This window comes from Micromonospora halophytica, from assembly GCF_900090245.1.
Taxonomy (GTDB): domain Bacteria; phylum Actinomycetota; class Actinomycetes; order Mycobacteriales; family Micromonosporaceae; genus Micromonospora; species Micromonospora halophytica.
Genome location: NZ_FMDN01000026.1, coordinates 34,086 through 47,917, shown reverse-complemented (window position 1 = coordinate 47,917; position 13,832 = coordinate 34,086). Strand labels below are relative to the sequence as shown.

Sequence of the window (13,832 nt, the reverse complement as noted above, 5' to 3'; positions counted from 1 at the left end):
CCCAACTGCGGGCGGTGCTGGGCGGCTGACCCGGCCACCGGCGGCCGGGTCGTGGATCAGGTGGTGGGGTCGGTGGCCTCGACGGCGGCGACCGCGTCGGCGATCGGCAGTTCCCCGCCGACGAGTTCGAGGGTCGCGCCGATGGTGCCCGGGTGGTGCAGCAGCGCCACGAGGACCCGGGCGACGTCGGTGCGGGTGACCGCGCCGCGCGGGGCGCGCCGGTCGAGGCGGATCCGTCCGGTGGGCGCATCGTCGGTGAGCATGCCGGGGCGCAGCACCGTCCAGTCCAGGTCCCGGCCGGTCAGGTCGTCCTCGGCGGCTCGTTTGGCCCGCAGGTACGCCGCCCACACCTCGTCGGTGCCGGGCGCGGGTGGGTCCTCCACGCCCATGGAGGAGACGAGCAGGTAGCGGCGTACACCGGCGGTCTGGGCGGCGTCGGCGAGCAGCACGGCGGCGGCGCGGTCGACGGTGTCCTTGCGGGCGGCGCCGCTGCCGGGTCCGGCGCCGGCGGCGAAGACGACCGCGTCGGCGCCGGTGAGGTGGGTGGTGACCTCGTCGACGGCGGCGTGTTCCAGGTCGCAGACGACCGGTTGGGCGCCGAGGGCGTGCAGCGGGGCGGCGTGGTCGGGGTTGCGGATGAGGCCGACGGCGGTGTCGCCGCGTCCGGCGAGTTCCCGTTCGAGCAGTTGGGCGATCTTGCCGTGGCCTCCGGCGATGACGACGCGCATACCGGCCAACCTAGCCGTCCGGGTGGCGCGACGACGCTCACTTCGCCCGGGGCGCGGCGTTGAGGCAGCATTGGTCGGGTGACGGAGAGGTTCGACGAGCTTGCCGCCCTGGTGGCCGCCGGTGGTGTCGTGGTGCTGAGCGGGGCGGGGTTGTCCACCGAGTCGGGCATCCCGGACTACCGGGGGCCCAGTGGCGCGGCGCGGCGGCACACCCCGATGACCTATCAGACGTTCACCGGGGACCCGGTGGCGCGGCGGCGGTACTGGGCGCGCAGTCACCTGGGGTGGCGCACGATCGCGCGGGCGGCGCCGAACGACGGGCACCGGGCGGTGGCCGGGTTGCAGGCCGCCGGCCTGGTCGACGGGATCGTCACGCAGAACGTCGACGGGTTGCACACCGCGGCGGGGGCCGCCGGGGTGGTGGAGTTGCACGGCCGCCTGGACGAGGTGGTGTGCCTGGACTGTGGTAACCGGACCTCGCGGGAGGAGTTGGACCGGCGGCTGCGTGAGGCCAATCCGGGGTTCGACGCCGCCGTCTCGGCGGTGAACCCGGACGGGGACGTGGAGCTCGACGACGCGCAGGTGGCCGGGTTCCGGAGCGTGGACTGCACGTTCTGCGGGACGGGTGTGTTGAAACCGGACGTGGTGTTCTTCGGTGAGACGGTTCCGGCGGATCGGGTGTCGCGCTGTTTCGCGATGGTGGGCGGGGCGCGGGCGCTGCTGGTGCTGGGGTCGTCGTTGACGGTGATGTCGGGGCGGCGGTTCGTGCTGCGGGCGGCGAAGCTGGGCATTGCGGTGGCGATCGCCAACCAGGGTCCGACCCGGGGCGACGGGTACGCGACGCTGCGGGTGGACGCGCCGCTGGGGCGGCTGCTGCCCGCGTTGGCCGACGCCGTCGGTGCCGGGTGGCGCGGGGACGCCGCTGCTGGGGCGGTGCCGGCCGGGGTGTCGCCGGTGGCGCTCTAGCCGGCCGGGGCGCGATCAGCGTGCCGGGGCGGTGTGGGGCGTCGGTGCGGCTGGCCCGTCGGGCAGGGGCGTGGTGGTGGGTTCGTGCCCGTCTGTCACCTGTGCGGATCCCGATGATCCTGCCCCGGGGGTACGACGTCTGCCGGAAACAGCGGCGCTGGTAGCGTTGACCATGCCGTAGCACCCACGCGGGAGAGACCGCCCCCTTTGCGGGGCGGCGCCGAAGGGGCAGATCCCTCCCCGGAACCTCTCAGGCAAAAGGACCACGTGGGCAGGCACTGTGGAGCGCCTTGGTGTGCGACTCAGGGGGAGGCCGACCCGTCGACCTCGCCCCCCACTAGGAGCGCAGCGCATGACCGCAGAGCAGTTCGCCGACCGGCACATCGGTCCCGGCCGGGCCGATGAGCGCCGGATGCTGCAGGCCGTCGGCTACGACTCGATCGACGAGCTGATGGACGCGGCGATCCCCGAGGTGATCCGCTGGCACGGCACCCTGGACCTGCCGGAGCCGGCCGGTGAGCGGGAGGCCATCGCCGAGCTGCGGGCCCTGGCCGCCGGCAACACCGTCGCCGTGTCGATGATCGGCCTGGGCTACCACGGTACGCACACCCCGGCGGTGATCCGTCGTAACGTGCTGGAGAACCCGGCCTGGTACACGGCGTACACGCCGTATCAGCCGGAGATCAGCCAGGGTCGCCTGGAGGCGCTGCTGAACTTCCAGACGATGGTGACCGACCTGACCGGGTTGGCCACCGCGAACGCGTCGATGCTCGACGAGGGCACCGCGGCGGCGGAGGCGATGACCCTGGCCCGCCGGGCGTCGCGCAGCAAGAGCTGCGTGTACGTGGTCGACGCGGACACCCTGCCGCAGACGATCGCGGTGATCGGCAGCCGGGCGGAGCCGTTGGGCATCGAGGTGCGGGTGCTGGACCTGGACGTCGAGGAGCTGCCGGCGGAGTTCTTCGGCCTGCACCTGCAGTATCCGGGGGCGTCCGGGGCGGTGCGCGAGCACCGCGACCTGGTCGAGGCGGCGCACGCGGTGGGCGCGCTGGTCACCGTGGCGGCGGATCTGCTGGCGTTGACGTTGCTGCGGCCGCCGGGGGAGATCGGCGTCGACATCGCCGCCGGCTCCACCCAGCGCTTCGGGGTGCCGATGGGCTTCGGTGGCCCGCATGCCGGTTACCTGGCGGTGCGTTCGGGGCTGGAGCGGATGCTGCCGGGCCGGCTGGTGGGGGTGTCGCGTGACGCCGACGGCAACGCGGCGTACCGGCTGGCGTTGCAGACCCGTGAGCAGCACATCCGGCGGGAGAGGGCGACCAGTAACATCTGCACCGCGCAGGTGCTGCTGGCGGTGATGGCCGGCATGTACGCCGTCTACCACGGGCCGGACGGGCTGCGGGTGATCGCGGAGCGTACCCGTGGCATGGCGGCGCGGCTCGCGGCCGGGCTGCGCGCCGGCGGGGTGCAGGTCACGGACGTCGCGTTCTTCGACACCGTCACCGCGGTCGTGCCTTCTCGGGCGGCCGAGGTGGTCGCCGCGGCGGCCGAACGCCACGTGAACCTGCGGCTGGTGGACGCCGACCGGGTCGGGATCTCCTGCGACGAGACGACCACCGGGGCGCACCTGGAGGCGGTGTGGGCGGCGTTCGGGGTGCCGGTCTTCGACGGTGACGGCGACGTCGCGCTGCCGCCGGCGCTGCGCCGCACGTCGGACTTCCTCACCCACCCGGTGTTCCGCACCCACCACTCGGAGACGGCGATGTTGCGCTACCTGCGCCGGCTGGCCGACTTCGACTACGCGCTGGACCGGGGCATGATCCCGCTGGGGTCGTGCACGATGAAGCTCAACGCCACCACCGAGATGGAGCCGGTGAGCTGGCCGGAGTTCGCGCACATCCACCCGTTCGCGCCCGAGTCGCAGACCGCCGGGTACCGGGAGATGATCGCGCAGCTGGAGGCGTGGCTGGCGGAGGTGACCGGGTACGACGCGGTCAGCGTGCAGCCCAACGCCGGGTCGCAGGGGGAACTGGCCGGGCTGCTGGCCATCCGGGCGTACCACGCCTCGCGGGGCGCGGGGCAGCGGGACGTGTGCCTGATCCCGTCGTCGGCGCACGGCACCAACGCCGCGTCGGCGGTGATGGCCGGCATGCGGGTGGTGGTGGTCGGTTGTGACGCCGACGGCAACGTCGACCTCGTCGACCTGGACGCGAAGATCGACAAGCATCGGGACGCCCTCGCCGCGATCATGGTGACGTATCCGTCGACGCACGGCGTGTACGAGACGGGCATCGCGTCACTGTGCGCGAAGGTCCACGACGCCGGTGGGCAGGTGTACGTCGACGGGGCGAACCTCAACGCGCTGGTCGGGTTCGCCAAGCCGGGCCGCTTCGGCGCGGACGTGTCGCACCTGAACCTGCACAAGACGTTCTGCATTCCGCACGGTGGCGGCGGGCCCGGGGTGGGGCCGGTGGCGGTGCGGGCGCACCTGGCGCCGTTCCTGCCCGGCGACCCGGGTGCGGCGCACGTCGGCGGCCGCCCGGCGATCTCGGCCGCGAAGTACGGGTCGGCGGGCATCCTGCCGATCCCGTGGGCGTACCTGCGGATGATGGGCGCGCAGGGGCTGGTCCGGGCGACCGGGGTGGCGGTGCTGGCGGCGAACTACGTGGCGGCGCGGCTGCGTGAGCACTTCCCGGTGCTGTACGCCGGCAACAAGGGCCTGGTGGCGCACGAGTGCATCCTGGACCTGCGGCCGTTGACGAAGGCGACCGGGGTGAGCGTGGACGACGTGGCGAAGCGGCTGATCGACTACGGCTTCCACGCGCCGACGATGTCGTTCCCGGTGGCCGGGACGTTGATGGTGGAGCCGACCGAGAGCGAGGACCTGGCCGAGTTGGATCGGTTCTGCGACGCGATGATCGCTATCCGCGCGGAGATCGACAAGGTCGGCTCGGGTGAGTGGCCCGCCGGGGACAATCCTCTCGCCAACGCCCCGCACACTGCGGCGATGGTGTCGGCCGACGAGTGGCCGCACCCGTATTCGCGGTCGGTGGGGGCGTATCCGGCCGGGGTGCAGCGGGCGGGCCGGTACTGGCCGCCGGTGCGGCGGATCGACGGGGCGTACGGCGACCGGAACCTGGTCTGCTCGTGCCCGTCGCCGGAGGCGTTCGAGGACTGACCCGTACGCTGCGCCGGGGCGGACGTCGTGCCGCCCCGGCCGGTTGGGGTCGACCTGGGCAGGGCGGTCCCGGGCCGGGGGACTAGCCTGTGCCGGGGTGACCTGCTCCTGTGACGGAGAGTGGTCGCCTCAGGCTACGAGTGCGTGGCGGGCGGGGCCGCGGTGCGGGGCGATGGTGCTGCCGTCGGGGAGTAGTTCGCCGGTGTCCTCGAAGACGATGACACCGTTGCAGAGCAGGCTCCAGCCCTGTTCAGGAAAGCAGGCGATGACCCGGGCGGCTTCCCGGTCGGTCGCTTCGGCGGAGGGGCAGGTGGGTTGGTGCTGGCACATCGGGTTCTCCGGACTGTGGGGGCACTGTGTCATGGTTCACATGACCAGTGACGCACAGTACCAAGCGCAAGCGCGCGGAATCGAGCAGCCATCCGTCTTGTTCACCCGAAATCGGCTGAACGGATGAGCCAAGTCCACCCTTACGGCGTGGAAGCGCTCCCACGAGCGCCGGTTGATATACCCGGCGTGCCGGTTGCGTGCCGCAACGTGCTAACCGAGCGGGACCGCTGCGAGTGGACGGTCACTGACGGTGGCGACCCGGCGGAACTCATCGAGACGTTTCTCGCCGGACACGGCATCGACCTGACCGACCTGGCCCGACCCGCCCGCCACGACCCGGACGGCGCGTGCGGCGCCGCCGTGTTCGTCTCGGCCGCCGCCGGGGCGGTCATGGCCGGCGGCCCGATCGGCGCGCCCACCCCGGTGCCGGCGCTGCCCGACGTGGCCGTGGTCGTCTACGGACACGACGCCCACGCCGCCGCGTCCCCCCGCACCCGGGCGCTGCCGTCGCGTTGGTGGCTCGGCGACTGGCAGGAGAGCTGGACCCCCGGCCAGCACGCCGACGCCGTGCAGGCGGTCCGCGCCGCCATCGGCCGCGGCGACGTCTACCAGGTCAACGTCGTCGGGCACGCCGCCGCCGACTACCGCGGCGACCCGGGCCCGGTGCTGTCCCGCCTCGCCGCGCTGCCAGGCGCCCGCTACGGCGGCACCCTGCGCGGCGACGGCTGGGCGGTCGGTTGCGCCTCCCCGGAGACCCTCATCGAGGTCAGCGCCGCGCGGCTGCTCACCCGGCCGATCAAGGGCACCCGCTCGGCCACCGCCGCCGGCCGCCGGGACCTGCTCGCCTCGGCCAAGGAACGCGCCGAACACGTCATGATCGTCGACCTGGAACGCAACGACCTGGCCCGGGTGGCCCGCACCGGATCGGTGCGCGTCGACGAACTGTTCGCCGTGCGCCGCTGGTGCGACCTGTGGCAGGCCGAGTCGACCGTGTCGGCGCAGCCCGCCGACGGACTGGGCCTGGCCGCCCTGCTGCGTGCGGTCTGCCCCGGCGGATCGGTCACCGGCGCGCCGAAACTGGCCGCCCTGGGCCACATCGCGGCCCTGGAGCCGGTCGGGCGGGGCGCCAGCATGGGTGCCCTGGGATGGGTGGCGCCCGGCCACGTCGACCTGGGCCTGACCATCCGCACCGCCGCCGCCGACGCCGACCGGCTGCACGTGTGGGCGGGCGGAGGCATCACCGTCGACAGCGACCCGGCGGCCGAGGTGGCCGAGGCGGCGGCCAAGGCCGCCCCGGTCCGGGCCCGGCTCGCCGCCGGCTGACACCCGGCGGTGCGACCCGGGACCGCCCATCCCGTGACCTTCGACCGGTCGAGGGTCACGGGCCGGTGGGGCCGCGCGACGAGCGCGCCCAGCCCGGCTGCGGCGGGGCCGTGTCGGCCAGCAGCGCGGCGGCCCGGTCGGCGGCCAGCCGGATCCGCTCGCGCAGCACCGCCACGTCCACCCCGGGATCGGGCGGCAGCGGCGGCAGCGTGACCCGCGCCGGCCCGTCCGGCGGGCGCGGCAGCGGCCCGGGCGCCCCGGCGTACGCCGGCCCGGCCGGGGTGCCGTCGCCGACCGGGCAGGCGCGTGGCCCGGTCCGCGTCGGCGTGTCGGCCTCGGTCGGCTCGGTGGGCGGGGCCAGCAGGTCCCGGGGGTCGCGGCCGCGGATCAGCGACAGCAGCAGCGGCTCGGCGTCCAGCAGCCACGCCACCTGATGGCCCAGCGCCGCCGCGTGCCGGCACGGGTGGTCCCAGTCGGGGCAGTCGCACTCCGGCAGCAGCTGTCCCGACTCCGGCAGCAGCCGCACCCCGGCGGTCTCGGCCAGTTCGGTGGGCAACTGCCCGGCCAGCAGGGCGGCCAGGTGTCCGGAGCGGGCGGCCAGCGCGGCGGTGAGGCGGTCCCAGTCGGCCTGCGGCAGCGGGTCGACCCGGAGCACGCTGTGGTGCGCCTGCTCCGGGTCGCCGTCGTGCACCGTGGCGGCGATGCGGCCGGGGCTGATCGTGATCGGTCCGACGTGTCCACGCGCGGCGTGCCGGCGACCCCGCCGCAGCGGCTGCGTATCCAGCGCCGCCCCGGTGAGCGCGGCCAGCCAGCCGGCCGCCCAGTACGACCGGACGCGCCGCGTCGGCCCGGCCGGGAACGCCGGGAAGCCCCGGGCGTTCACCCCGGCCTGCGCAGGGTGACCAGGTCGGACAGGGCGGTGTCGTCGAGGGCGGCCAGGCTGCCCGCTCCGGCGTCGAGGACCGCCTCGGCGAGTTCCCGCTTGCCGGCCAGCAGGGCGGCGATGCGATCCTCGACGGTGCCCTCGGTGACCATCCGGTGCACCTGCACCGGCCGGGTCTGCCCGATCCGGTAGGCCCGGTCGGTGGCCTGGTCCTCCACGGCCGGGTTCCACCACCGGTCGAAGTGCACGACGTGGTCGGCGCGGGTCAGGTTCAGCCCGGTGCCGGCGGCACGCAGCGACAGCAGGAACACCGGCGCGTGCCCGTCGGTGAACCGGCGCACCAACTCGTCGCGGCGTGCCGGCGGCAGCCCGCCGTGCAGCAGCAGCGACTCGACGCCCCGCTCGTGCAGGTGCCGGTGCAGCAGCCGGGCCATCGCCACGTACTGGGTGAAGACCAGCACCGCCGAGCCGGCGGGCAGGATCGCGTCGAGCAGCTCGTCGAGCAGGTCCAGCTTGCCGGAGCGGCCGGCCAGCCGCGGCGCGCTCTCGCGCAGGTACTGCGCCGGATGGTTGCAGATCTGCTTGAGGGCGGTGAGCAGCTTGACCACCAGGGCGTGGCGGACGGGCCCGTCGGTGCCGGCGATGGTGTCCAGCAGTTCGGTGACGGTGGCCTGGTAGAGGGCGGCCTGTTCGGCGGTCAGCGCGACGGGACGGTCGGTTTCGGTCTTGACGGGCAGTTCCGGGGCGATGCCGGGGTCGCTCTTGCGTCGGCGCAGCAGGAACGGCCGTACCAGGCGGGCCAACTCGGCGCGGTGTCGCGGGTCGGCGCCGGCGGGGCCGGCCCACCGGGCGCGGAACTCGGGCAGGGCGCCGAGCAGGCCGGGGGTGCTCCAGTCGAGCACCGCCCACAGGTCGGTGAGGCTGTTCTCCACCGGGGTGCCGGTCAACGCGACCCGCGCGGCGGCGGGCACCGCACGCAGCGCCCGGGCCGCCCCGGCGGCCGGGTTCTTGACGTGCTGGGCCTCGTCGGCGACCAGCAGCGGCCAGCGCCGTCCGGCGAGCACGTCGACGTCGCGGCACAGGGTGGCGTAGGTGGTGAGGACGAACCCGCCGGTGAGGCCGTCGAGGGTACGGTCGGGGCCGTGGTGGCGGCGTACCGGGACCCCGGGGGCGAACCGGCCGATCTCGCGTTCCCAGTTGCCGAGCAGGGAGGCGGGGCACACCACGAGGGTGGGTCCGGCGGTGCCCGGGTCGGCCTGCCGGTGCAGGTGCAGGGCGATCAGCGTGACCGTCTTGCCCAGCCCCATGTCATCGGCGAGGCAGCCGCCCAGGCCGAGCGCGGTCAGCCCGGCCAGCCAGCGCAGCGCGTGGCGCTGGTAGTCGCGCAGGGTGGCGGCGAGGCCGGCGGGCACGTCCACCTCGGCCGGCGCGGCGAGCCGGTCGCGTACCTGCCGGACCCAGCCCTCGACGGCGAGCGGGACGTCGGTGCCGTCGACGGTGAGCGAGCCGGTCAGCGCGGCCCGCAGCGCCGCCACCGGGCTCAGCGGCGTCGGTGCGGGCCGCCGGGCCCGGGCGGCCACGTCCGGGTCGATGAGCACCCAGTGTTCCCGCAGCCGCACCACCGGCCGGTGGGCCTCGGTGAGGGTGCGCAGCTCGGCGGGGGTCAGTGCGGCGCCGTGCAGCGCCACCCGCCAGTCCAGGGCCAGCTCGCCCAGGTCGCCGAGCAGCCCGGTGGCGCCGGCGGATGGACGCAGCCGGGCGGTGGTGGTCAGGTCGCGGCGGAGCCCGGCCGGCCAGTGCACGTCGATGCCGGCGGCGGCCAGCCGCCGACCGCCGGCGCCGAGCAGGTCGGCGAGGTCGTCGTCGCGCAGCGCCAGCACGTCGGGGACCGGCTGCTCGAACAGCCCGGCCAGCGGCGGCCAGCAGGTGGCGGCGTCGCGCAACGCCAGCAGCGCGGTGTCGCGGGTGGCGGCCGGGAAACCGGGCACCGGACCGGCCCACAGCGCGGCGGCGTCGGTGAGCAGGCCCGACCCGGCGCGGCGGCGCAGCTGCACCACCGCCCGCCACGGCCCGTCCGGCGGGCCGAGAGGTTCCAGTCGCAGGGACAGCCGTACGGCGGCCTCGGCGTGGGCGGTGACCCGGGCGGCCCAGTGACGCAGCCGGGGCACCGATGCCGCGGAGGCCGCCGTCCACGGCCCGTCGCCGGGGTCGTCGCGGGGCAGCAGGTCGGCGACCGCGTCGAGGAAGTCGCGCAGCAGCCGGGCCGCATCGGGCAGCCGGGCCGGCGGGCGACCGGGCAGGGGCCGGGCGCGGGCGGTGGGGGGCATCGCGGCGGCCAGGCCGCGCAGCCGGGCGGTGGCGGCGTCGTCGAGGGGGCCGATACGCCAGGTGTCGTGCCCGGCCGGGCTCACGTCGGGCAGCAGCAGGCCCCGGGCGGCCAGGTGCAGCGCTTCGCGGGCCGCCGCCGCCCAGAACGCCGCCGCCGGGTGCGCCGCGTCGGCCGGGGCCAGCAGCAGCGGTATGCCGCGGGTCAGCGGCACGCGGCGTACCGATACCCGCGCCGGTGCGCCGTGCGGCGGCGTCGCGAGGCTCACCTGCGCGGGTGTGCCGGGCCCGGGCGGTGGCGGGTCGCCGTCGGGTGACCAGAGCAGCAGCGTCCCGGCGCGGGGCGGGTCGGCCGGGCTGAACGTGACCGCGTACCGGCCGATCGTCACGGCTGCCCGGTCCGCGTCGCGGCACGGGTCGCCGCCGGCCTGCTCGGGCACCTGCGCGGCGCCGAGGTCGGTGCGGGTGCTCACGTCGGTTCTCCTCACCGGCTCAGCCGCCGGTAGCGGCGCACGGACAGCGGCAGGAACACGGCGGTCAGCAGCAGCGGCCAGGCCACGGCGAGGTCGACCGCGTGCTGCCGGCGAAGGAGTCGCCGCCCCAGCCGGGGTTGCCGAACAGTTCCCGGCAGGGAGCCACGGTCGCCGACAACGGGTTCCACTGGGCGAGGACGGCCAACCAGCCGGGCATGGTGTCGGGGGCGACGAAGGCGTTGGAGGTGAAACCGACCGGCCAGACGATGATCTGCAGCGCCGCCACCGACTCGGGGCTGCGCAGCAGCAGGGCCAGGTGGACGCCGACCCAGATCAGCGCGAAGCGCAGCAGCAGGAGCAGCCCGACGGCGGCCAGCGCCGCCGTCGGACCGTGGTGCCACCGCCAGCCGAGCGCGACACCGCAGGCCATCAGCACGGCCAGCGCGGCCGTGGCGTGCAGCAGGTCGGCGACGGCGCGGCCGGTGACCACCGCCGAGGACGCCATCGGCAGTGACCGGAACCGGTCGGTGACGCCCCGGGCGGTGTCGGTGGCCACGGCGGTGTAGGTCGTCTCGACGCCGAAGGCCATTGTCATGGCGTACATGCCGGGCAGCAGGAACTCGCGGTAGTCACCGCCGCCGGGCACGCTCATCGCGCCGCCGAACAGGTAGCCGAACATCAGCACCAGCAGGACGGGGAAGAGCAGCCCGACGGCGAACGGGACGGGCTGCCGCGTCCAGTGGGCCAGGGCGCGGCCGGTGAGGGTGGCCGTGTCGGTCACGGCCCAGCGCAGCCGGTGCGCGGCGAGGACGCTCATTGGTGCACCTCCTGCCGGCTCCCGGCGGTCAGTCGCAGGAACACCTCGTCGAGGGTGGGGCGGCGCAGCGCCACGTCGGCGGCGGTGAGCCCGAATCGGTGCAGCAGCTCCTCGGCGCGTAGGCGGGCCCGGGCGGGGGAGAGACGGCGCAGTCGGCCGAAGAGCACCAGGTTCTGCCGGCCGCCGAGCACCTCGTCAACGGCGGTGTGCTGACCGGCCAGGCCGATGTGGGCGCGTACCCGCTCGGGGTGGCGGGCCACGTCGTGCCCGCCGACGCGGGCGGTGCCGGCGTCGGCGCGCAGCAGCGTGGTGAGGATGCGCACCAGGGTGGTCTTGCCGGCGCCGTTGGGGCCGAGCACCGCGCAGAGCGTGCCGGCTCCCACGCTCAGGTCGACGCCGGTGAGGGCGGCGGTGTCGCCGTAGCGCTTGCGTAGTCCGTGCACCTCGATGACCGGCATGGACACCCCCTCTCCCCGGAACCGTGCGCCGTACCGTACACCATACGGTACGAGGGACGGTAGGGTGGCGTCATGAGCGTCGAGTACAGCGGCACCGGTGACCCCGCGCGCAGCCTCGCGCTGCTCTGGCGTACCCGGGAGAAGACCAGCCGCAAGGGCGGCGACCTGAGCGTGGAGCGGATCGTGCGCGCCGCAATCGAGGTCGCCGACACCGAAGGACTGGCCGCGCTGTCCATGCGGCGCGTCGCCGAGCGCCTCGCAGTGGGCACCATGTCCCTCTACACCCACGTGCCCGGCAAGGGCGAGCTGCTCGACGTCATGCTCGACACCGTCTACGGCGAGACCACCCGCCCACCGGACGTCGGCGGCGGCTGGCGCGGCCGCCTCGAACAGATCGCCCGGGAGAACTGGGCGCTCTACCTGCGCCACCCGTGGCTGTTGCAGGTCGCCACCACCCGCCCCCCGCTGGGCCCCAACGTCACCGCCAAGTACGAGTACGAACTGCGCGCCGTGGAGGGCGTCGGCCTGACCGACCTCGAGATGGACGCCGTGATCACCCTCGTCGACGGCTACGTCCACGGGGCCGTACGCGGCGCGGTGGAGGCCGCCCAGGCAGCCCAACGCACCGGCATGACCGACGAGCAGTGGTGGCGGGCGCACGCCCCCTACCTGGAAAAGGTGATGGATCCCCAGCGTTTCCCCACCGCCGCCCGGGTCGGCAGCGCCGCCGGCCAGGAGTACCAGGGACCCTCCGACCCGGCCCGGGCCTTCGAGTTCGGGCTGGCCCGCATCCTCGACGGCGTGGCCGTGCTGATCGGTGAGCGCCAGGGCGGGGCGGGGCCCACCGGGGCGTAACGGGCCGATAGCCTTCTCGCCATGACCGTACGCCCCATCAGGATCATCGGTGACCCCGTCCTGCGCACCCCCTGCGCGCCGGTGACCAGCTTCGACGCCGAGCTGCAGCAACTGGTCGACGACCTGATGGACACCCTGACCGGCGCACCCGGCCGCGCCGGCGTGGCCGCCCCGCAGATCGGGGTGAGCGCCCAGGTGTTCGTCTACGACGCCGACGGTCACCGCGGGCACATGATCAACCCGAGCATCGAACTGTCGGACGAGTCGCAGGACGACGACGAGGGCTGCCTGTCCATCCCGGGGCTGTACTTCCCGACCCGGCGGGCGATGCACGCCACGGTGCGCGGCGTCGACCGGCACGGCGAGCCGCTGACCATCTCCGGCAGCGGGTTCCTGGCCCGGGCGTTGCAGCACGAGACCGACCACCTGGGCGGGCGCCTCTACGTCGACACGCTGCGCGGGGACACCCGGCGGCGGGCGCTGCGGGAGATCCGCGCCGGCCGGTTCGACTCGCCCAGCCGCCACCGCTGACCCGCCACACGCCACCCTGTAGTCGATGTCGCCGGTGCAGTCCTTGATCCAGGACTGGGCGCCCGACGCCCGCACCAGCTTGATCTTCGTGCCGGCTGCGTGATCGGCGCGGTGGTGTCCACCACCCGCATCATCGCGGTGTCAATGCCGACGGCAGGCCGAGGCGGGTCAGCCGGTACTCGCCGAAGTCGGCGGCCCGGGTGAAACCCAGCCGCTCGTACAGCCGCACCGCGCGATGGTTGTCGGCCTGCACGTTGAGCACGATCTGCCCGACGTGCGGGCGCATCCGCGCACAGAGCGCGGCGACCGCCGCCCCGGCCAGCCCCTGCCCCCGCACAGCCGGACGGGTAGTGACATTGCCCAGCGCCGCCACCCCGTACGTGGGCGACCACACATGCACCCCGGCCACCGCGACCAACACGCCGTCGCGGCGAATCCCGACATACTGGCCGGTATCGAGCATCCGCGCGTCGAACCAGTTGCCCGGGTAGGCATCGGCGTACAGGGCCCGCAACGCGGGCAGGTCGGCGCTGCCGAGCGGCTCACCGGCAGGAGCGACCCGGGCCAGTCGCCCCAAATCGGTCAACGCCATCCGATGGTGCGCCCCGCCCGCCGGGATCCGATACCAACGGCGCAGCACCTGCGCCAGACCAGGGGACAGGTGCGCGTACAGGCGGGCCGGCAGGACCGGCGCCAAATCAGTGAGCAGGGCCGCGAGCACGTCACGCCGCGCCGGGGGAGCCAGGGCGATCAGCACCGGCTCGTCCACCCCGTGGTAGAGCAGCGCCACCTGGTCGTCACGGCGAAACCACGACGTGTACGGCCAGAAGAAGTCGTCGAGGTCGCCGAGCTGGTAGGCGTACAGCACCGGATCGTGGCGCAGCAACGCGGCCAGGACGGCACGGTCGTGCTCGGCGCGGACCGGCATCAGGCTCAGCGACCCGCCTCGGCGGGCAGGTTCCCGTCCC

12 protein-coding genes and 1 riboswitch are annotated in these 13,832 nt (G+C 74.8%); of the genes, 5 read left to right on the top strand and 7 right to left on the bottom strand.

Annotated features, from left to right (window positions below; translation table 11 throughout):
- Nucleotides 1-56 precede the first annotated feature (56 nt).
- Entirely contained in the window at nucleotides 57-728 is a 672-nt protein-coding gene (locus GA0070560_RS24750; RefSeq protein ID WP_091302006.1) for an SDR family oxidoreductase, read from the bottom strand.
- 69 nt (nucleotides 729-797) lie between these two features.
- Here GA0070560_RS24750 and GA0070560_RS24745 point away from each other — a divergent pair, with 69 nt between their 5' ends.
- Together GA0070560_RS24745 and gcvP are read left to right on the top strand one after the other, a co-directional pair.
- Nucleotides 798-1,694: an NAD-dependent protein deacetylase gene (locus GA0070560_RS24745; RefSeq protein ID WP_091302004.1), complete on the top strand. Its 897-nt coding sequence runs from the start codon at nucleotides 798-800 to the stop codon at nucleotides 1,692-1,694.
- 179 nt (nucleotides 1,695-1,873) lie between these two features.
- A riboswitch (glycine riboswitch) is annotated at nucleotides 1,874-1,970 on the top strand.
- Between the two features lie 76 nt (nucleotides 1,971-2,046).
- Nucleotides 2,047-4,869 (top strand): aminomethyl-transferring glycine dehydrogenase, encoded by a 2,823-nt coding sequence (gcvP, locus tag GA0070560_RS24740; RefSeq protein ID WP_091302002.1) that lies wholly within the window; start codon nucleotides 2,047-2,049, stop codon nucleotides 4,867-4,869.
- Between the two features lie 129 nt (nucleotides 4,870-4,998).
- Here gcvP and GA0070560_RS24735 read toward each other — a convergent pair whose 3' ends face one another.
- Entirely contained in the window at nucleotides 4,999-5,199 is a 201-nt protein-coding gene (locus tag GA0070560_RS24735) for a DUF5999 family protein (RefSeq protein WP_088974232.1), read from the bottom strand.
- 123 nt (nucleotides 5,200-5,322) lie between these two features.
- Here GA0070560_RS24735 and GA0070560_RS24730 point away from each other — a divergent pair, with 123 nt between their 5' ends.
- A complete protein-coding gene (locus GA0070560_RS24730) occupies nucleotides 5,323-6,522 on the top strand; it encodes a chorismate-binding protein (protein WP_091302000.1) in 1,200 nt (399 codons plus the stop codon).
- Between the two features lie 55 nt (nucleotides 6,523-6,577).
- Here the strand turns inward: GA0070560_RS24730 and GA0070560_RS24725 are convergent, their stop codons facing one another.
- From GA0070560_RS24725 to GA0070560_RS24710, 4 genes are all read right to left on the bottom strand, one after another.
- The gene (locus GA0070560_RS24725; protein WP_091301998.1) at nucleotides 6,578-7,405 is read right to left on the bottom strand and encodes an SWIM zinc finger family protein; all 828 of its coding nucleotides are present in this window, start codon (nucleotides 7,403-7,405) and stop codon (nucleotides 6,578-6,580) included.
- The gene (locus GA0070560_RS24720) at nucleotides 7,402-10,203 is read right to left on the bottom strand and encodes a DEAD/DEAH box helicase (protein ID WP_211565979.1); all 2,802 of its coding nucleotides are present in this window, start codon (nucleotides 10,201-10,203) and stop codon (nucleotides 7,402-7,404) included. Before GA0070560_RS24720 ends, GA0070560_RS24725 begins: the two co-directional genes overlap by 4 nt.
- 64 nt (nucleotides 10,204-10,267) lie before the next feature.
- A complete protein-coding gene (locus GA0070560_RS24715; RefSeq protein ID WP_342670437.1) occupies nucleotides 10,268-11,020 on the bottom strand; it encodes an ABC transporter permease in 753 nt (250 codons plus the stop codon).
- On the bottom strand, nucleotides 11,017-11,478 hold the full coding sequence (locus tag GA0070560_RS24710) for an ATP-binding cassette domain-containing protein (protein WP_091302050.1): 462 nt from the start codon (nucleotides 11,476-11,478) through the stop codon (nucleotides 11,017-11,019). Before GA0070560_RS24710 ends, GA0070560_RS24715 begins: the two co-directional genes overlap by 4 nt.
- 72 nt (nucleotides 11,479-11,550) lie before the next feature.
- Between GA0070560_RS24710 and GA0070560_RS24705 the strand changes: the two genes are divergently transcribed.
- Nucleotides 11,551-12,333: a TetR/AcrR family transcriptional regulator gene (locus GA0070560_RS24705; protein ID WP_091301996.1), complete on the top strand. Its 783-nt coding sequence runs from the start codon at nucleotides 11,551-11,553 to the stop codon at nucleotides 12,331-12,333.
- Between the two features lie 21 nt (nucleotides 12,334-12,354).
- Entirely contained in the window at nucleotides 12,355-12,864 is a 510-nt protein-coding gene (gene def / locus GA0070560_RS24700) for a peptide deformylase (RefSeq protein WP_091301993.1), read from the top strand.
- A gap of 130 nt (nucleotides 12,865-12,994) precedes the next feature.
- Here the strand turns inward: def and GA0070560_RS24695 are convergent, their stop codons facing one another.
- Nucleotides 12,995-13,792, bottom strand: a complete 798-nt coding sequence (locus GA0070560_RS24695; protein WP_091301991.1) for a GNAT family N-acetyltransferase — start codon at nucleotides 13,790-13,792, stop codon at nucleotides 12,995-12,997.
- Nucleotides 13,793-13,832 lie beyond the last annotated feature (40 nt).

Bases quoted from the DNA above. Each gene is read 5' to 3' on its own strand.
- GA0070560_RS24750 (WP_091302006.1), bottom strand. From the start codon at position 728: ATGCGCGTCGTCATCGCCGGAGGCCACGGCAAGATCGCCCAACTGCTC.
- gcvP (WP_091302002.1), top strand. From the start codon at position 2,047: ATGACCGCAGAGCAGTTCGCCGACCGGCACATCGGTCCCGGCCGGGCC.
- GA0070560_RS24735 (WP_088974232.1), bottom strand. From the start codon at position 5,199: ATGTGCCAGCACCAACCCACCTGCCCCTCCGCCGAAGCGACCGACCGG.
- GA0070560_RS24730 (WP_091302000.1), top strand. From the start codon at position 5,323: ATGAGCCAAGTCCACCCTTACGGCGTGGAAGCGCTCCCACGAGCGCCG.
- GA0070560_RS24715 (WP_342670437.1), bottom strand. From the start codon at position 11,020: ATGAGCGTCCTCGCCGCGCACCGGCTGCGCTGGGCCGTGACCGACACG.
- GA0070560_RS24710 (WP_091302050.1), bottom strand. From the start codon at position 11,478: ATGCCGGTCATCGAGGTGCACGGACTACGCAAGCGCTACGGCGACACC.
- GA0070560_RS24705 (WP_091301996.1), top strand. From the start codon at position 11,551: ATGAGCGTCGAGTACAGCGGCACCGGTGACCCCGCGCGCAGCCTCGCG.
- def (WP_091301993.1), top strand. From the start codon at position 12,355: ATGACCGTACGCCCCATCAGGATCATCGGTGACCCCGTCCTGCGCACC.
- GA0070560_RS24695 (WP_091301991.1), bottom strand. From the start codon at position 13,792: ATGCCGGTCCGCGCCGAGCACGACCGTGCCGTCCTGGCCGCGTTGCTG.